At 34.6% G+C, this 19689-nt stretch carries 11 protein-coding genes; all 11 read left to right on the forward strand.

The features are described 5' to 3' along the window. Positions 1-258: 258 nt before the first annotated feature. The 11 genes from dnaK (at position 259) to bglX (ending at position 19688) form a co-directional block, all read left to right on the forward strand. The gene (gene dnaK, locus AC1DVP_RS06460; protein WP_477182681.1) at positions 259-2142 is read left to right on the forward strand and encodes a molecular chaperone DnaK; all 1884 of its coding nucleotides are present in this window, start codon (positions 259-261) and stop codon (positions 2140-2142) included. 139 nt (positions 2143-2281) lie between these two features. Further along, positions 2282-3352 (forward strand): magnesium/cobalt transporter CorA, encoded by a 1071-nt coding sequence (gene corA / locus AC1DVP_RS06465; protein WP_477182682.1) that lies wholly within the window; start codon positions 2282-2284, stop codon positions 3350-3352. A gap of 90 nt (positions 3353-3442) precedes the next feature. Beyond that, positions 3443-5536, forward strand: a complete 2094-nt coding sequence (pta, locus tag AC1DVP_RS06470; RefSeq protein ID WP_477182683.1) for a phosphate acetyltransferase — start codon at positions 3443-3445, stop codon at positions 5534-5536. A 1-nt stretch (position 5537) separates the two neighbouring features. Beyond that, entirely contained in the window at positions 5538-6734 is a 1197-nt protein-coding gene (locus tag AC1DVP_RS06475; RefSeq protein ID WP_477182684.1) for an acetate/propionate family kinase, read from the forward strand. Between the two features lie 102 nt (positions 6735-6836). Next, complete coding sequence (locus tag AC1DVP_RS06480; RefSeq protein WP_477182685.1) at positions 6837-9581, forward strand: helix-turn-helix and ligand-binding sensor domain-containing protein; 2745 nt, start codon at positions 6837-6839, stop codon at positions 9579-9581. A gap of 241 nt (positions 9582-9822) precedes the next feature. Next, positions 9823-12831 carry a SusC/RagA family TonB-linked outer membrane protein gene (locus AC1DVP_RS06485; protein WP_477182686.1) on the forward strand — a complete coding sequence of 1003 codons (3009 nt, stop codon included), beginning with the start codon at positions 9823-9825 and terminating at the stop codon, positions 12829-12831. Positions 12832-12835: 4 nt separating this feature from the next. Continuing rightward, positions 12836-14293, forward strand: a complete 1458-nt coding sequence (locus AC1DVP_RS06490; protein ID WP_477182687.1) for a RagB/SusD family nutrient uptake outer membrane protein — start codon at positions 12836-12838, stop codon at positions 14291-14293. A 17-nt stretch (positions 14294-14310) separates the two neighbouring features. Further along, the gene (locus tag AC1DVP_RS06495) at positions 14311-15213 is read left to right on the forward strand and encodes a LamG-like jellyroll fold domain-containing protein (RefSeq protein WP_477182688.1); all 903 of its coding nucleotides are present in this window, start codon (positions 14311-14313) and stop codon (positions 15211-15213) included. 72 nt (positions 15214-15285) lie between these two features. After that, positions 15286-16671 (forward strand): glucoamylase family protein, encoded by a 1386-nt coding sequence (locus AC1DVP_RS06500; protein ID WP_477182689.1) that lies wholly within the window; start codon positions 15286-15288, stop codon positions 16669-16671. A 12-nt stretch (positions 16672-16683) separates the two neighbouring features. Beyond that, on the forward strand, positions 16684-17391 hold the full coding sequence (locus AC1DVP_RS06505) for a carboxylesterase family protein (protein ID WP_477182690.1): 708 nt from the start codon (positions 16684-16686) through the stop codon (positions 17389-17391). Further along, complete coding sequence (bglX, locus tag AC1DVP_RS06510) at positions 17388-19688, forward strand: beta-glucosidase BglX (protein WP_477182691.1); 2301 nt, start codon at positions 17388-17390, stop codon at positions 19686-19688. Before AC1DVP_RS06505 ends, bglX begins: the two co-directional genes overlap by 4 nt. Position 19689 lies beyond the last annotated feature (1 nt).

A 19689-nucleotide genomic window follows, 5' to 3' on the forward strand; every position in this document is an offset into this window, starting at 1 on the left:
GCAATAGCCCGACCGCATTAGGGAAAGGGGCGAATAGGCGTGTGCAGCATGAGCCCCTTTACCTAATGTGGTCTTGCCCAAATGAGCTTTAGTAAATTGATGAAGTAAATGAATTACAAAATGTCAGTTTGTCATATTGTTTTATGCCAATTGTATTATAAACTGACATTTTACTCGGTTTTTTATATTGGCACAGTGATTGCTTTTGAGTCTTCGAGTTATAAAATAAGTATATAATAAAAATTAAATATATTAAAAATGGGTAAAATAATCGGAATTGATTTAGGTACTACAAACTCTTGTGTTTCTGTAATGGAAGGTAATGAAGCAGTTGTTATTCCTAATGCGGAAGGAAAAAGAACTACACCATCTATCATCGCTTTTGTTGAAGGTGGAGAAATTAAAGTGGGAGATCCTGCTAAAAGACAAGCAGTAACTAATCCAACTAAGACTATTGCTTCTATCAAACGTTTTGTGGGACATTCTTTTGCTGAAATCACTGAGGAGGCAAAAAGAGTTCCTTATTCAGTAGTAAAAGGTGACAACAATACTCCACGTGTGGATATTGACGGCCGTTTGTACACTGCACAAGAATTGTCAGCTATGACACTTCAAAAAATGAAAAAAACTGCTGAAGACTATTTAGGTCAAACAGTTACTGAAGCGGTTATTACTGTCCCTGCTTACTTTAATGATGCGCAGCGTCAAGCTACAAAAGAAGCTGGTGAAATTGCAGGTCTTAAAGTAATGCGTATCATCAACGAACCAACTGCAGCAGCTTTGGCATACGGTTTGGACAAAAAAGGAACTGATCAAAAAATTGCTGTTTACGATTTAGGTGGAGGTACTTTTGATATCTCTGTTCTTGAATTAGGAGACGGAGTTTTCGAAGTATTGTCTACAGATGGAGACACTCACTTAGGAGGAGATGATTTTGACCACGAAATTATTGACTGGTTAGCAGACGAATTTAAAGCTGAAGAAGGTATCGATTTGCGTTTGGATCCAATGTCATTACAACGTATCAAAGAAGCTGCTGAGAAAGCTAAAATTGAATTGTCATCTTCTGCAGAAACTGAAATCAACTTGCCATACGTAACTGCTACAGCTTCTGGACCAAAACACCTAGTTAAAAAATTAACTAGAGCTAAATTTGAGCAACTAACTGACTCATTAGTAAAACGTTCTATGGCACCAGTTGCTAAAGCGTTGAAAAATGCAGGTTTATCTGTTTCTGACATTGACGAAGTTATCTTGGTTGGAGGTTCTACCCGTATCCCAAGAATTGTTGACGAAGTTGAAAAATTCTTTGGTAAAAAAGCGTCTAAAGGAGTTAACCCTGATGAAGTTGTTGCTATTGGAGCTGCTATTCAAGGTGGAGTTCTTTCTGGAGATGTAAAAGATGTATTGCTGCTTGACGTTACGCCTTTATCTTTAGGTATCGAAACTATGGGTGGTGTTATGACTACATTAATTGAGGCTAACACAACTATCCCAACTAAAAAATCTCAAGTATTCTCTACTGCTGCTGATTCTCAGCCATCTGTTGAAATCCACGTATTGCAAGGAGCTAGAGCAATGGCTGTGGATAACAAAACTATCGGTCGTTTCCACTTAGATGGTATCCCGCCAGCACCAAGAGGAGTTCCTCAAATTGAAGTAACTTTTGATATTGATGCTAATGGTATCATCAAAGTTTCTGCAACAGACAAAGGAACTGGTAAATCTCACGATATTCGTATTGAAGCTTCTTCTGGATTGACAGCTGAAGAAATCGAAAGAATGAAAAAAGATGCTGAAGCTAATGCTGATGCTGACAAAATCGCAAGAGAAAGAGCTGAAAAATTGAACGAAGCAGATGGAATGATCTTCCAAACTGAGTCTCAATTGAAAGAGCTTGGAGCTAAATTATCTGATGATAACAAAGTGGCTATCGAGTATGCATTGACTGAATTGAGAATGGCTCACCAATCTCAAGACATCCCTGCAATTCAAACTGCTCTTGACAACATCAACGCAGCCTGGAAAAAAGCTACTGAGGAAATGTACGCTCAAGGAGAACAAGGTCAACAAGCAGCTGAGCCACAAGCTCAATCGCAAGGAGACAATGTTGAAGACGTTGAATTTGAAGAAGTAAAATAATTATTTCTCGTTGAGACGCGATTAATCGCGTCTCAACACTATAATAAATGGGAAACCGAGTCAGAAATGGCTCGGTTTTTTTATGCCTTAAAGCCAGCGTTTGCAGTTTTTTTTGTAATATTACTATACAAATTATTTTATGAGAAAGATTAAATACAAGAAAGGGAAGAGATTACAGCCTTATACGCTCGAATATACGGGACAGCACAAAAATAAAGAAATTGAAATGCAATTGTTTGTTTTTGATGATTGCACGGTTTCTGAATATGAAAACGGGACTATTGATAATTTAGAAAAACATATTGATTTAGCTAAAACCAATTGGCTGAATATTCATGGTTTAAACGATGTTGATCTGCTTAAAGATGTTGCAGGATATTTTGACATCAACGATTTTATGCTGGCTGATATTCTGAATACAACTAAGAGAACCAAACTGGAAGAAGAAAAAGAGGTTTTGTTCTTTAATATAAAATCGATTTTGCCTTCTGAAAGTTCCGATGATATTAGGGTTGAACAAATTAGTTTTTTGCTGAAAAGAGGAATTCTGATTTCTTTCCAGGAAAAAAGAAGTGATTTTTTCACCCATATAAGGGAACGAATCCGTACCAATTCCGGAATTGTGCGCTCTAAACGGGCAGACTATTTATTGTATATTCTGCTGGATGCCATTATAGGTAATTTTTATATTACGATCGAAGCCGAAGAGGATAAAATAGAAGATTTGATAGACTGTACCAAAAATAGTGCTGACCCCATTATTTTGGAAAAAATTGAAAAACACAGGGATATTTTTAATTTTTTAAAGCGCTCTATTATACCGCTTCGGGATTCTTTGTATGATATTAAAAGTATTAAAGAGGATAATGTTTTTGATGAAATTGAATCGGATAATTTTAGTTTTTTTACCCGTTTGCATCAAAAATGTTTAGAACTTTTGGAACAAATAGAATCGGATATGGTTTCATTGGAAAGTGCTTCTAATTTCTTTTTTGCAGCGCAGACGCATAAAATGAATGAGATTATGAAAACGCTGACCATTATTTCGGTCATATTCATTCCGTTGACTTTTATTGTGGGAGTTTATGGGATGAATTTTGATAATATGCCAGAACTGCGGGAACCAAATGGCTATTATTTTGTAATTGCCTTCATGTTTTTGACAGTAATTGGCATGGTTATTTATTTCAAGAAACGAAAATGGTTTTAATTTTATTTAAACTGATTTTGGTCATATTTATTAGGAAATTAAACATCTAATTTTGTAATTAATATAAAAGGAAAAAATAAAATTTACAATATGAAGAAAGCTATATATATCGCAACTATTGAAGAGAATTGCGGCAAGACAATAATTACTTTAGGGTTATTGAGAATGCTTTTGGGAAAGACTGCAAAAGTGGGCTATTTCAGACCTATTATTGAAGATTATGAAAAGGAGAAAAAAGACACGCATATTGAAATGGTTATTTCGCATTTTGATCTTGATATTGAATATGAGGATGCTTATGCTATTACCAAAAGTAAATTAATCAAGAAAAAAAACAATGGCAAATTAGGAGAAGTTGTTGATTTGATTATTGAAAAATATAAAAAACTGGAAGACCGTTTTGATTTTATTTTGGTTGAAGGAACCAGTTTTACAGGAGAAGGCACAGTCATTGAGCTGGATATGAATGTTTTGATTGCAAAAAATCTAGGTGTTCCTACTATTATTGTTGGCTCTGGGGAAGGAAAAACTTTAGATGAATTAATTGATAATTTAAATCTTGCTCATAATTCCTTTAAGATTAAAGAAGTGGAAGTATTGGCTGTAATTGCCAATAAAGTACAGCCGGAGAATCTGGAGTTAGTTACTACCAGTCTGAAAAAAAGCCTGCCGTCATCGGTTCTTGTAAATTCGATACCATTAATTGGAAGTTTAAACAATCCTACTATACATGAGATTGTCGAAGTATTGAATGCCGAAATATTATTTGGTCATGAATATTTAAACAATCAAATAGGAAGTTACAGTATTGGAGCAATGCAATTATGCAATTACTTACTGCATCTGAAAGAAAATGGGCTTATTATCACGCCTGGTGACAGAGCCGATATTATTCTGGGAGCCTTGCAGGCAAATGAATCTGCCAATTATCCATCAGTTTCAGGAATTGTATTGACTGGAAATATTATTCCAGAGGATAGTATTATGAAATTGATAGAAGGACTTTCATCAGTAGTGCCAATTATTACCGTAGAAGGGGGAACGTATCATATTGCGAATAAAATAGGAAATATTAAATCTAAAATCTATCCTGATAACCTGCAAAAAATTGAGACATCGATCAATACGTTTGATAAATATGTAGATTTAGATGTTTTGATCGATAAGTTTAACGCTTTTGAAGCCGAAGGAATGACGCCAAAAATGTTTCAGTATAATTTGGTAAAAAGAGCTAAAGCACATAGAAAACATATCGTTTTGCCCGAAGGAAGTGATGAAAGGATTATCATTGCTGCTGCCCGTTTACAAGCGATGGATGTTGTGGATCTTTCTATTATTGGGAACAAAAAACAAATTGAAAGTAAAGTAGCTGAATTAGGCTTAGAGTTGGATTTTTCAAGAATACCGATTATAAATCCAATAGAATCAGAGCTGTATGATGATTATGTAAATACTTATTATGAGTTAAGAAAAGCCAAAAATGTGACTCTTGGAATGGCAAGGGATTTAATGGAGGATGTCTCTTATTTTGGAACGATGATGGTGTATAAAGGGCATGCTGACGGAATGGTTTCCGGGGCGGCACATACTACTCAGCATACTATTTTGCCTGCATTGCAGTTTATTAAAACCAAACCTAACTCTTCTGTTGTTTCCTCTATATTTTTCATGTGTCTGGAAGATCGCGTTTCTATTTTTGGTGATTGTGCAATCAATCCAAATCCTACGGCCGAACAATTGGCAGAAATTGCAATTTCATCTGCAGATTCTAGTATTGGTTTTGGAATAGAACCAAAAATAGCCATGTTATCTTATTCATCCGGTTCGTCTGGAAAAGGTGATGAAGTGGATAAAGTGAGAACTGCAACGGAAATAGTGAAACAAAAACGCCCAGATCTCAAAATAGAAGGTCCTATTCAATACGATGCAGCTGTCGATTTGGAAGTAGGACAAAGCAAAATGCCGAATTCTGAAGTGGCTGGTCACGCCAGCGTATTGATTTTTCCTGATTTGAATACAGGAAACAACACTTATAAAGCAGTACAGAGAGAAACTGGAGCATTAGCAATTGGTCCAATGCTGCAAGGGTTAAATAAGCCTGTAAATGATTTAAGCCGTGGCTGTACAATAGATGATATTATTAACACTGTCGTGATTACGGCAATTCAAGCACAAGGATTATAATATGAAAATAGTAATAATAAATTCAGGAAGTTCTTCTATAAAGTACCAATTGATAGAAATGCCTTCTGGAGTAGTAGTCTGTTCAGGGATGATTGATAGAATAGGGTTGGAAACATCTAATTTTACTTATGTAACCAAAGCCGTTAAAGTAGAGGAAATTCTGCCAATCGCCAATCATAAAATTGGGCTTAATAAAATCGCTCAATTGCTTATGGATGACGAAAAAGGAGTTATAAAAAGCACCAAAGAGATTGAAGCTGTTGGACATAGAGTGGTGCATGGCGGCAGCTCATTTTCGGATACAACCTTGATCACTCCAGAAGTTAAAGAAGAAATAAGAAAATTATGTGATTTAGCACCTTTGCACAATCCAGCGCATTTAGAAGGAATTATTGTGGCCGAAGAAATTTTTGCTGAAGCCAAACAAATAGCTGTTTTTGATACTGCTTTTCATCAAACAATGCCTGAGGTAGCATATAAGTATGCTATTCCTAATTATTTTTTAAAGGAGAATAAAATTAGAGCTTATGGCTTTCATGGAACATCTCATAAATATGTATCTGAAAAGGCAGTTCAGTATCTGAGAGCTTCAGATAAGCCTCATAAAAATATGATTACTATACATTTAGGCAACGGCTGTAGCATTACAGCTGTGAAAGATGGGAAAAGTATTGAGACCTCGATGGGCTTTACTCCAATCAGCGGATTGATTATGGGAACCAGAAGCGGTGATATCGATCAATCTGTAATATTTCATATGATGAAAGTATTGAATTATACAGCAGACGAAGCTAATGCTTTATTGCAAAAACAAAGCGGAATGCTTGGTTTGACAGGATATAGCGATTTAAGAGATATTGAATCAAATGCTGAGCAGGGAAATAAAGACTGTCAATTGGCATTAGCAATGAATGCCTATCGAATAAAAAAATACATTGGTTCCTATACAGCTGCTTTAAATGGTTTGGATGCCATTATTTTTACTGCTGGAATTGGTGAAAATTCATCTTACATCAGAAAATTAGTGTGTACCGATATGGAGTATTTTGGGATTGAATTAGACCTGTCTAAAAATGAAATCCGTTCCAAAGAAATTCGAGAAATCAATTTGCCAGAATCGAAAACGAAAATTTTGGTTGTTCCTACCAACGAAGAAATCGAAATTGCTAATCAAGTGTATAAATTACTGCTGAATTAAAAAATAAATAATGAATGTCCAAAAAAGCTTCTGTATTCAGAGGCTTTTTTTGTGTTTTTAATTGCGGAAATGTAATTATATTTGATAAAAAATCGCTACATTTTGAAAACTAAACTTATCTATATATTCATTTTTGGTTTTATATCATTACATCTTACAGCTCAGGAATTGCTCCCTTTTGTTGAAAATTACAGCAAATCAAATTATCAGGGAGATAACCAGATTTGGAGCGTAGCACAAGGAAAAGATAATGCTATGTATTTTGCTAATAATAACTATTTGCTAAGGTATGATGGCGTAAAATGGGAGAAATATAAATTACCCAATAAAACTATAATCCGATCAATAATGGTCGAAGGAGATAAGATTTATTCGGGTTCTTATCAGGAATTCGGCTATTGGTATCGAAAGGATGCCAAGATGCATTATGTTTCTATTTCCAAAGGGAAGAAAGTATTTGATGAGAAGAATAATAATGATGAAATATGGAAGATATTTAAGTTTAATAATAAAATTTATTTTCAATCTTTTAATGGTCTTTTTGTATATGACGGAAAAGTGATTAAAGAGAAAATTTTTCCTTTTTTAATATCCTATTGTTTTATTGCCGGCAATGAATTATTGATTGCTTCTGTAGAAAAAGGAATTTACAGGCTAAATAATGGAGAGATTGAAAAAGTAAACGGGCTGTCCCTTTTAGAAAATAACGTAATACATTCTATTCAGAAATATCAAGGAAAAACCTATTTTTTTACCAAAAAGCATGGAGTTTATGTGCTTGAAAATAATATTTTAAGCGCTTGGAAAAACGAGTTAAATGAAATTCTAAAATCTGCTAATATTAATGTTGCCCAATTTATCAAAAATAATAAACTGATTATTGGTACCGCAAATAATGGCGTTTATATTCTGGACTTGACAGATGGCACTTATGAAAATATTAACAGGAACAATGTCCTGATGAACAATTCTATTTTGAGTATTGGACAGGACGAAGAAAATGATTTGTGGCTAGGTCTTGATAACGGAATCGCTCATATTGAGGTAAATTCCCCAATTTCAATATTTTATGACAGTTCAGGGATTTTAGGTTCGGTTTATTCGGTAGCGAGCATTCCGCAAGGCTATTTGATGGCTTCCAATCATGGTGTGTTTAAGTATGAAGGAAAACAGCTTTCTTTGATTCCCAGTACGCAGGGACAGGCTTGGGTTATCAGTAAAATAAACGATCAGTATCTCATAGGTCATAATGAGGGAACATATATTTATAAAAATGGTATATTCAGTAAGCTGAGTACTATTAACGGAGGGTGGAATCTAGCCAAGAGCGCCATTAATAATTCCTATCTGCAGGCTACTTACAGCGGAATTGTAATTTATAATGATGCCAATAATTTAAAAGAAAAGACAGCGCTTAAAGGGTTGCAGAAGCCAATTAAGTACCTTGCCCAAAATAGAAAGAATGAAATTTGGGCAGCAGATATCAATAGAGGCTTATATCGTATTTTATATAATGATGCTTATAAAATCAAAGTCGATAATGTGACCCAGCGCAGTAAAATTAGCAATGACTTTGGAGTGAAAATATTTGAATTTAGAAATGAAATCCTTTTTTTGATTAACAATACATGGTACACATTCAACTCCTTTACTAATCAATTAGAAGCTAATCAATTGTTTAATGAAAATTTCAAAAATGTTTCCAATATTGTCTCTATCGATGAAAATCATTTTATGGTGCTGCAAGATGGTCTTTTATATCATGTTTATGCTCAAGGATCTAAGTTTATCAGGAACAGTATTCAGGAGAAATATTATAAAGGAAAAATCATTAATGATAATTTGAAGATTTTTAAAGATAAAAATAATTATTTGCTCAATCTGGATGATGGCTTCATTTCTTTAGATTTAAGGTATAATAAGAAAGAAAAAGCGAATGTAAAAATTGAAGCCTTCAATAATGATAATTTAGTCGAAAATAATTCGAAGATCAAGCACAATTCAGAGTTGAGGATTGATGTTATATCTGGAGTTTACGGAGCTTCGAAACCAGATTTATTTTACAGATTAAATGGTAAAAAAGAGTTAGTTCCAATAAAGGAAGGCTTGATACTCCTGAACAACCTTACTAGCGGTTCTCATGATGTTACCATTTACAGTAATGATGGCTTACACTATAATAAAGCGGCTAATTTTCAGTTTACTGTAGCCAATGCATGGTATTTTTCCATTTGGATGATCTTAGTTTACCTTATTGTCGTTGGGCTTATCTTATATCTTTATTATAAATGGAATAAGATTAAATATATTCAAAAACTTAAACTGCAGAAAGAGGAACTAAAGCATCAGAGAGAAATTCTGGAGATGGAACTGAAAGCCGAAAATGAGTTAAACAGGCAGGAATATGAGAAGCATATTCTGGAACTCGAATTGCAGTCAAAATCTTCGGAAGTAGCAGGCAAATCGCTTTCGATTGCTAAGCAAAGCGAAATGATTGAAAACATTCAGAATATATTAGATTCAGAATCGGATTTCAATAAACTAAAAAGCGAGATAAAAAAAGCTATAAAAATTAATGCTGTTAATAAGCATGAATGGGAAATTTTTGAGACTAATCTGAATCAAATTAATAATGAGTTTATTATTGCTCTTTCAAAGAAATACCCAAATCTGACTTCTAAGGATATTAAGCTGTGTGTGTACCTGAAAATGAATCTTTCTTCCAAAGAAATTGCTCCTATGATGAATATTTCTTTTAGAGGTGTAGAGCTGCACCGTTACCGTTTAAGAAAAAAACTTGGGCTTTCTCAAGAAGAAGTGCTTTCTAAATTTTTATTATCTATATAAAATGATGTATTTTTTTATTAATAATATATTTATTTCGCATAATTTTTATGGAATAACAATACATCATTACTACATCATTAGCTTTTGCCATACTTCTTCATGATCTCCTTAAATCCTTTAAAACAAGGATTTATAAAAATAAAAACACGGTTTGATGTATTTATGTAGTAGTGTCACTTCAGCTACTACAACGTTGTAATTGGTTAATTTAGCTCAACTAACTTAAACGTTTAATAAACCTATGAGAAATTTTATTTTTAGCTTTTTAGCACTCATTCTACTTCCAGCCTATATGTCTGGTCAAGTAATCAAAGGAAAAGTATCGGATCAGAATGGAATTGGAATTCCCGGAGCATTTGTTGTTGCAGGAAATGTTTCCACTGATACTGATTTTGATGGAAGTTTTAGTATTAATGCCAAAGAGGGCACAATATTAAAAATTAGCTTAGTCGGTTTTGAATCTGTATCAGTAGCTGCAACTTTGACACCGATGACTATAACAATGAAAGAATCCAAAGACACTGCATTGAAAGAAGTCGTAGTTATTGGATACGGTACAAGAAAGAAAATTGATAATACTACGGCAATTTCTTCTATAAAAGCAGAAGAAATTGCCAAAACCAAAGTATTGAATGCATCGCAGGCTATTCAAGGTAAGGCGGCGGGGGTGCAGGTTACTTCATCTGATTTGCCAGGAAGTACTCCTTCAGTGGTTATTAGAGGTTTAGGAACTGCATTAGGAGGAAGAACTCCTTTATATGTCGTAGACGGAATGCCAACTGAGAACATCAATAACATTAACACTAATGACATTACTTCTTATGATATTCTAAAAGATGCTTCAGCGTTAGCTATTTATGGTACAAGAGCTGCGAATGGAGTTATCATTATTACTACAAAAAAAGGTAAAGGAGAAAAGGTTTCTGTAGAAATAGAAAGTTATGCTGGTATAAGAGAACCACTTAAAAAAGTGAAAATGGCTGGTAGTAACAAATATGCTTACTATACGAATTCGGCTTTGCAATCTACTACTTTTTCTCAGGATCAACCCGTTAATACAGATTGGTTTGATGAAATTACCAGAACGGGAACTTATAATCAAAACAATATTTCTGTTTCGGGAGCAACTGAAAACATAAAATATTTTTTCAGTTTAGGAAATTATGAAGAAAAAGCAATTTTAAATGGATTGGATTATGGCCGTACTACCTTTAGAAATAATAACGAATATAAAATTTCTAAGAAACTGACTTTAAATCAAAATTTTAGTTTTACATCTACTAAGTCTACACCAAAACCATTGGGAGCTTTCACAAATGCCTACAAACAATCTCCAATTGTACCGGTTCGTTTTGCAGATGGTAAATACGGAGTTTCCAGAGTTGGGGATGATGGTTTTGCAAGTGAAACAGGGGCAGCATTTAATAATGTTGGAAATCCGGTAGCTCAACTTGACTTTTTTAATGAAGAGCAAAGAAGTGTAAACTTGCAGGGAGGTTTGAAATTGGATTATGAAATTATAAAATCATTAAAGTTTACATCCCAATTTAATGGAGAGTATTATACTTGGAAACAATATAATTTTGAAGACACTAAAAATATTTGGTTAGCAGGAAACCCTGATAAAGTGGCAAGTGATTATGAGAAACTATTTCCAAATGCCAATTTAAATTCATTGACCAAAGGCAGAGAAGAATATTTTAATTGGAATTTGTCCAATTACTTAACATACAATAAAGTATTTGCTGAAATTCATGATGTCGAAGTTACTGCAGGCATTGAAACAAATGTTAAGGGATCTAGAGAAAAATTGACTATCAAAAGGAAAAATGTAAATTCCGATGCTAACTATTGGGCTTTAAAAGATGTTGAATACGCAACAAATGTGATAAGTTATAAAGATGAGGTTTTTAATGAAACAAAACTAGCTTCATACTTGGGTCGTTTCCAATACAAATTGATGGACAGATATTTGGTGACAGGAACAATAAGACGTGACGGCTCATCAAATTTTGGCAAAGATTATCGTTGGGGAACTTTTCCTGCCTTTGGTGCAGGATGGATTATTACCAAAGAAGACTTTATGACAGATGTGAAAGGAATCAATTTGTTAAAATTAAGAGGAAGCTGGGGACGATTGGGAAATCAAAATGTACCGCTTAACAGTCAAGGGTATACTTCTGGTTTGAACACATATTTAGGAGGTTCCATATTAAACGAAGGAACGACAATCAACTCGCAAATTGACCCTAGTTTATCTTGGGAAATCAGTGAAGAATCTTCAGTAGGTCTTGATTTTGAATTTTTAGATAATAGATTAAAAGGAACTGTTGATTTGTATGAAAAAAATACAACCAACGTAATTTTAAATACAAAACCTTATTCTACATCAGGGATTACAAGCGCATCACCGGCACACGTTGGAGAAGTATCAAACAAAGGATATGAGATTTCTTTGCGTTGGGATGATAAAATCAATGATGATTTTAGCTATTACATTGGCGGTAACTTTTCAAATAATAAAAATGAGCTTACTGGTTTAAAAAATGTGGTTTTATCTCCAGTTATTGGAGGAGGATTGGGTAACGGCCAAGATACTAAATTGCTTGATAATACTACAGTTGGCCAACCACTAGGAAGTTTTTATGTCTATGAATATGCAGGTTTTGACGCTACAAATGGTAAAATGCTGTACTATAATGCAGCAGGCGACAAAGTAACTCAAGATGCTTTAAGCGCAGCTACAGATAAAAAGTATGTTGGATCCAGTTTGCCAAAATCTAATTACGGTATTTCTTTAGGATTCAATTACAAAAACTTTGATTTTTCTGTTGATGGATACGGAACAGCAGGCGCAAAAGTATACAACGGCAAAAAAGCACAGCGTTTTTCTGGAGAAAACATAGAAGAATCTCTTGCTACAGATTTCTGGACAGCCAATAATTTAACAGCTTCAAACCCAGCACCATTTAATCAAGTGCCCGTTGCTTCTACTTATTATTTAGAATCTGGTGACTTTTTTAGAATTAATAACATAACACTGGGATACAAGCTGCCATTACAAAGCACTAGTTTCATTAGCGCTTGCAGAATTTATGTAAACGCTATAAACCCATTTATTACACAAAAATTCTCAGGATTCTCTCCAGAATTAAATGGTGACGGAAATCCTTACGGAACTCAAGGAGTAGAGCTTGATGCTTATCCAACTTTAAGATCATTTGTTATTGGTGCTAATTTAAAATTTTAATACAATGAAAAAGATATATATAGCAACGTTTGTAGTATCGGCATTCTTTTTTTCTGGATGTGCAGACGATTATTTAGATGTAGACCAAACAGAATCTATTTCTACAAAAGATATAGAATTATATAATAATGATGCTGGAGCTGCTCAGTTTGTTACGGCCATTTATAACAAGTTTTTGAATTGGGATATGACTTCATTCGGATGGATAGGTCTTTCAAGCATTACCTCTGATGATGCCGATAAAGGATCGTCTCCTGGTGATACGGGAACAGACAAAGATGTACTGGATGCATTAACATACAATGCTTCAAACCCATCTGCAGAGAGTACGTTTAATGCTAATTATGATGGAATTAACAGATGTAATCAAGCCTTAAGCATTATTCCAAAATTAGATAAAGCTGATCCAAATTTAAGAGCTAGGCTAATTGGTGAAGCTAAGTTTTTAAGAGCTTTTATGTATTTTACTTTAGTAAAATGCTACGGTGGAGTTCCAATTGTGGATCATTTGCCAGTTCCAGGTTCAGATTCGGATAGAATTATGCAGTTGACTCGTAAAACAGCAGCTGAAGTATATGTTTTTATCGAAAGTGATTTAAATGATGCTATTGCTGCTTTACCAGAAAAAACAGCTTATTCTGTAAATGAAAGATCTAGAGCTTCAAAAGGTGCTGCTTATGCTTTATTGGCAAAAGTAAGTTTGTATCAAAAAAAATGGCAACAAGTAATTGATAACTGTAATAAAGTTACAGGTTATTCAATTGTTAGTGATTATGCTTCTATGTATAAAGCTACAGGAAAATTTGATTCAGAATCTATTTTTGAAATTTACGCTCAGGGTGCTGTTCCTGCCAAAGGAATTGAGGGGTATTCTAATACGCAAGGCGCTCGTGGCGCTGGCGGTTGGGGATGGGGTTTCAATACACCATCACAAAGTTTAGTTAATGCCTATGAGCTCGGAGATGTTAGAAAAGCAGCTACAATTATCTTTAGAGGAACAACTTTATATGATGGCAGAATAGTGCCAAATACAGTTGAAAATGAAAGATACAATTACAAGGCTTATTCTTCGGCTTACACAGATGCTTGGGAAACAGATGTTGATATTAAGTACCTAAGATATGCTGAAGTTTTATTAATGAAAGCGGAAGCTTTAAATGAATTGGGTCAAACCTCTACTGCAATTCCTTTGTTAAACCAAATTAGAAATAGAGCAGGATTAGCCAATACAACTTTTAGTTCTCAAGCAGATATCAGAACAGCGATATGGAGAGAAAGAAGAGTAGAGATGGCTTTTGAGCACGACAGATTCTTCGATTTAGTGAGAACAGGTCAAGCCAAAGCTGCATTTGCTGTAGACAATAAAGTTTTTACAGAAGGCAAAAACGAATTGTTTCCAATTCCTGCATCATTTATTAAACAGGCTGGTGGATTGTCACAACAAAATCCAGGTTATAATTAATTTTAAAAAAAGGTAAAATGAAAAAAAATAAATATATTTTCTTATTTGCTTCAGTTATAGCCATACAATTTTTTGTAAGCTGTAATGAGGAAAGCATTGATAAAGTAAACGCTCCAATTCCTTATGAGTCAATTGGAGGTTATGAAAACTCAGATGAAATTGCTAAAGACCATTTAGTTTCAAAATTTAGTTTTGATGGTAATATACAAGATTCAAAAAATGCTATAACTGGTGGAGTGGGAACTGATGTTGCTTATGAAGCTGGTATAAAAGGAGAGGCATACAAAGGTTCTTCAAGTTCATTTATTGCATATAATAATGTATCAAGTTCTGTAATTAATGTTAAGAGTATTTCAGTTTCAATGTGGATAAAAACTAATCCGCATACTGGAGGAGCTCAATCATTATTTATGCTTCCTAAGAAAACTGATTTTTGGGGAAACATTTTTACTCTGATTGAAGGTACTGGACCAGCAACAACAATGTTATTAAAAAATCATATCCAAAAAGATGTTACGCCAAGTATTCCTTGGTCGGGACAATTTATTGAACATGGAGGAGCAAATGTTTTAGCCAATATGTTTGGATCATGGAAACATTTAGTTTGGACATATAATGGTATAAGTTCTACTTACAGTCTTTATATTGATGGTCAAAAATTAGATCTGCCTGCATCTATTTCAAAAAGATATGCAAGCGATCCTTTAACTGGAGGAGGTCCCTATGGAGAATTAGCTAATTCCGAAGTTTCAAAATTTATTATTGGTGGCTATCAACAGCATTTAGGAGCTCCTTGGGGTGCTGCTGATGGATGGATGCTTCACTATACTGGTTTAATGGACGAATTTAGAATTTATGATGTAGCACTTGCAGATAATGAAGTTACAGCTCTTTATAAATTAGAAAAAGACAACAGATAGATATTCATTTACACACCTGATAAAGTTAATAAATCAGGTGTGTATTTTTTAGCCATTAATACATTTTATAAAATGAAAAGTCATCTATTCTTATTAGTTTTTTTGAATTTCTTCAATTCCTGTTCTTCATCAACACCCGAAGGAAATAGTGGAGGCACTCCATTACCAACAACTCCAACAACACCTGTAGCCGTTTTGACCGATGAACAAGCCATGGATCAGGTTCAAAAAGATGCTATAAAGTATTTTTGGGATTATGCCGAACCCAACTCTAAATTGGCAAGAGAGCGTTATCTTACCGAAGATCCTAGTTTTGAAGCGAATATCGTTACTACTGGCGGTTCTGGTTTTGGGCTAATGTCTGTAATTGTAGGAGTAGAACGTGGTTTTGTAAATAGAGGCGAGGCAGTTTCCCGATTGACAACAGCTATGATTTTCCTTGAAAATGCAGACCGTTTTCATGGAGCTTGGCCACATTGGATTGATGGAAAAACAGGTCATGTTATACCTTTTGGAACTAAAGATAATGGAGGTGATATTGTAGAAACTTCCTTTTTATGCCAAGGATTGCTAATTGTTAGAGAATATTTTAAAAACGGAAATACAGCAGAGAAAGCATTGGCTTTAAAAGCTGATAATTTATGGAAAGGAGTTGAATGGAATTGGTATACCAAAGGTGAAAATGCAATGTATTGGCACTGGTCTCCTAATTATGGCTGGGAAATGAATTTCAAATTAGAAGGTTATAATGAATGTTTGATTACCTATATTTTGGGAGCTTCATCTGTTGCTCATGCCATTCCTGCGGCAGCTTATCATGAAGCTTGGGCTAGAAATGGAGCAATTATAAACGGAGCTACTCAATATGGACTTCCGGTAATATTTAATTATAATGGAGCTACGGGCAATGTAGGTCCTTTGTTTTGGGCTCAGTATTCTTATTTGGGACTTGACCCAAGTCAGTTAACGGATAAGTATGCCAATTACTGGGAATTAACCCAAAATCATTCCAAAATCATTAATAAATATTGCATTGCAAATCCAAAGCAATGGAATGGATATTCTGAAAAATGTTGGGGGCTTACAGCGAGTTATACCAGAAATCCAGATGGGACAACAGGTTATACAGCTCACCAGCCTTTGAACGATACTGGGGTTATTACTCCAACCGCAGCTTTGTCTGCTTTTCCTTTTACTCCTGCCGAAAGCATGAAGTTTTTACATTATTTATACGATGAAAAGAAAAACACTTACGTAGGAATTGCAGGGCCTTATGATGCTTTTTCGCCACATTATAATTGGGTTACCCCTCGTTATCTGGCAATTGACCAGGGAACTATTGCGCCAATGATTGAAAACCATCGCACTGGTTTGTTATGGAAATTATTCATGAATGCGCCAGAGGTAAAACAAGGTTTGCTGAATCTTGGCTTTCATTCTGGAAAGTATGGATTTTAATATAATCTGTATATGAAATATAAAATCATAATTCCATTTTTTTTGTTTTCACTATTGACTTTTGCCCAAAAGGATATTATTGGTAATGCTAAAATAGAGGTTGTGCAAAAACAGGAATTGGGGTATGCATTGCATATTCCTGCTGACATTAAAGAGAAAAAACCATTGCTTGTTTTTTTGCATGGTTCTGGCGAAAATGGTTCGGATGTGGAGAAAGTAAAAATTCATGGCCCTTTCAAGTATTTAAAAAACCATGATATAGATGCTTATGTTCTTGCGCCGCAATGTCCGGAAGGACAACAATGGAATCCAGATTTTTTGTATGAACTGATTTTAAAAATTCAGAAAGAAAATAATATTGATTCTAACCGAATTTATCTTACCGGGTTAAGTTCTGGAGGATGGGGAACTTGGAGTCTGGCTCTAAAGCATTCAGAAATGTTTGCTGCAGTTGTACCAGTTTCAGGCTTCGTAGATATCAATCAGTTGGAAGAAATCTGCAAAATTAAAGCAATTCCCATTCGAATTTTTCACGGTTTGCTAGATAATGTGGTTCCTGTTGATAACGATATTGCCATTTATAAAGAATTAAAAAAATGTAATAAAGATGTTGAGTTAAAGCTATTCAACGATTCAGGTCATGATTGTTGGACTCAGGTTTATGATAATTCAGCAACATACGCTTGGATATTGAAGCAAAATAAAATAAATAAAAAATGAAAAAAATAGTAATTGTAATACTCCTAGGCTCTGTTTTTTTTGGCTACAGCCAAAAGAAAGAAAATAAAAAAGCCGTTAAAATAAAACCAAAAATCGAATTTGTGGCCGAGCTGTTATCCAAAATGACTTTGGATGAAAAATTAGGACAATTGAATTTGCCAACTTCGGGAGATATAACCACCGGTCAGGCCAATAGCTCTGATGTTGCAAGAAAAATTGAAGAAGGTAAGGTCGGTGGATTATTTAATATCAAATCAGTTCAAAAAATAAAAGAAGTACAACGGATTGCTGTCGAAAAAAGCCGTTTGAAAATTCCTTTGATTTTTGGTATGGACGTAATTCACGGTTACGAAACTACTTTTCCGATTCCTCTTGGACTTTCCTGTACTTGGGACATGAATTTAATCGAAAGAAGTGCTCAAATTGCAGCACAGGAAGCGAGTGCCGATGGAATAAACTGGACGTTTTCCCCTATGGTTGATATTTCTCGTGACCCGCGCTGGGGAAGGATTTCAGAAGGTTCCGGGGAAGATCCGTATTTGGGAAGCCAAATAGCCAAAGCAATGGTGAATGGTTATCAGCAACATGATCTTTCTAAGAATAACTCGATTATGGCATGTGTTAAGCATTTTGCATTGTATGGAGCGCCAGAAGCAGGACGCGATTACAATACAGTAGATATGAGTCATATAAGAATGTTTAATGACTATTTTCCTCCTTATAAAGCCGCTGTTGATGCTGGAGTAGGATCGGTTATGGCTTCTTTCAATGAAGTTGACGGTATTCCTGCCACTGGAAATAAATGGCTTATGACTGATGTGTTGAGAAAACAATGGGGTTTTAAAGGTTTTGTAGTTACTGATTTTACAGGTATTCCTGAAATGATGGCACACGGCATGGGCGATTTGCAGACTGTAACGGCTATGTCTTTGAACGCTGGTGTTGAAATGGATATGGTAGGCGAAGGATTCTTGACTACTTTAAAAAAATCATTGGACGAAAAGAAAGTTACTATAGCGCAGATTGATAATGCGGTTACATTGATTTTGAATGCCAAATATGATTTAGGATTATTCGAAGATCCGTACAGATATTGTGATGGCAAAAGATCGAAAACTGAAATTTTTACCACAGCCAGCAGAGATGAAGCCAGAAAAACAGCTTCTCAATCATTGGTTTTACTAAAAAATAAAAATCAGTTACTGCCTTTGAAAAAATCGGGAACAATTGCTTTGATTGGACCATTGGCGGATGCCAAAAACAATATGTCAGGAACTTGGAGTGTTGCTACTAATAGAGAAAAATGTATTTCATTATTGGCAGGAATTCAGGAAGTTGCAGGGAAATCTGCCAAAGTACTGTATGCCAAAGGCAGTAATTTAGATTATGATGAGACTTTTGAGACCAATGCCACTATGTTTGGAAAAACCTTAAACAGAGATAAACGATCTAAAGAAGATATGCTCGCCGAAGCTTTAAAAGCAGCTAATCAAGCTGATGTTATTGTTGCAGCACTTGGAGAATCTGCGGAGATGAGCGGAGAAAGCAGTAGCCGTACCAATTTAGAAATTCCTCAAGCGCAAAAAGATTTATTGAACGAATTATTAAAAACAGGAAAACCTGTAGTGCTCGTATTATTTGACGGCCGTCCATTAGTATTAAACGATGAAAATGCAACTGTTCCAGCTATTTTGAATGTTTGGTTTGCCGGTAGCGAAGCTGGTAATGCTATCGCCGATGTTTTGTTTGGTGATGTAAATCCTTCTGGGAAATTAACTACTACATTTCCAAGAAGCGTTGGGCAGGTGCCAATTTATTATGCTCATAAAAATACAGGAAGACCTCTTTCTAACACAGAAGGTAAATTTGAAAAATTCAGATCTAATTATTTAGACGAAAGAAACGAACCATTATTTCCTTTTGGTTACGGATTGAGCTATACCAATTTTGAATATTCAGACCTGAAAATTTCATCTGATAAAATGAATGCTGATGGAAAAGTAACAGTTAGTATTGAAGTTGCTAATACTGGGAATTATGACGGTAAGGAAACGGTTCAATTGTATATTAGAGATGTTGTAGGATCTGTAACCAGACCTGTTAGAGAACTTAAAGCATTTCAAAAAATAACGCTGAAAAAAGGAGAAATGAAAACAGTAACATTTGATATCACTGTAGAAGACCTGAAATTCTATAATTCGGATTTAAAATTTGTTGCTGAACCTGGACAGTTTGAAGTTTTTGTTGGAGGAAACTCAAATGCAGATAAGAAAGTTAATTTCATTTTAGCAGATTAAA

The sequence above is a fragment of the Flavobacterium sp. P3_A6 genome (assembly GCF_056403035.1).

What these genes read in the sequence shown, in the direction of transcription:
- dnaK (WP_477182681.1), top strand. Translation starts at nt 259, where the DNA reads ATGGGTAAAATAATCGGAATTGATTTAGGTACTACAAACTCTTGTGTT.
- AC1DVP_RS06490 (WP_477182687.1), top strand. Translation starts at nt 12,836, where the DNA reads ATGAAAAAGATATATATAGCAACGTTTGTAGTATCGGCATTCTTTTTT.
- AC1DVP_RS06475 (WP_477182684.1), top strand. Translation starts at nt 5,538, where the DNA reads ATGAAAATAGTAATAATAAATTCAGGAAGTTCTTCTATAAAGTACCAA.
- corA (WP_477182682.1), top strand. Translation starts at nt 2,282, where the DNA reads ATGAGAAAGATTAAATACAAGAAAGGGAAGAGATTACAGCCTTATACG.
- AC1DVP_RS06485 (WP_477182686.1), top strand. Translation starts at nt 9,823, where the DNA reads ATGAGAAATTTTATTTTTAGCTTTTTAGCACTCATTCTACTTCCAGCC.
- AC1DVP_RS06500 (WP_477182689.1), top strand. Translation starts at nt 15,286, where the DNA reads ATGAAAAGTCATCTATTCTTATTAGTTTTTTTGAATTTCTTCAATTCC.
- AC1DVP_RS06505 (WP_477182690.1), top strand. Translation starts at nt 16,684, where the DNA reads ATGAAATATAAAATCATAATTCCATTTTTTTTGTTTTCACTATTGACT.
- pta (WP_477182683.1), top strand. Translation starts at nt 3,443, where the DNA reads ATGAAGAAAGCTATATATATCGCAACTATTGAAGAGAATTGCGGCAAG.
- AC1DVP_RS06495 (WP_477182688.1), top strand. Translation starts at nt 14,311, where the DNA reads ATGAAAAAAAATAAATATATTTTCTTATTTGCTTCAGTTATAGCCATA.
- bglX (WP_477182691.1), top strand. Translation starts at nt 17,388, where the DNA reads ATGAAAAAAATAGTAATTGTAATACTCCTAGGCTCTGTTTTTTTTGGC.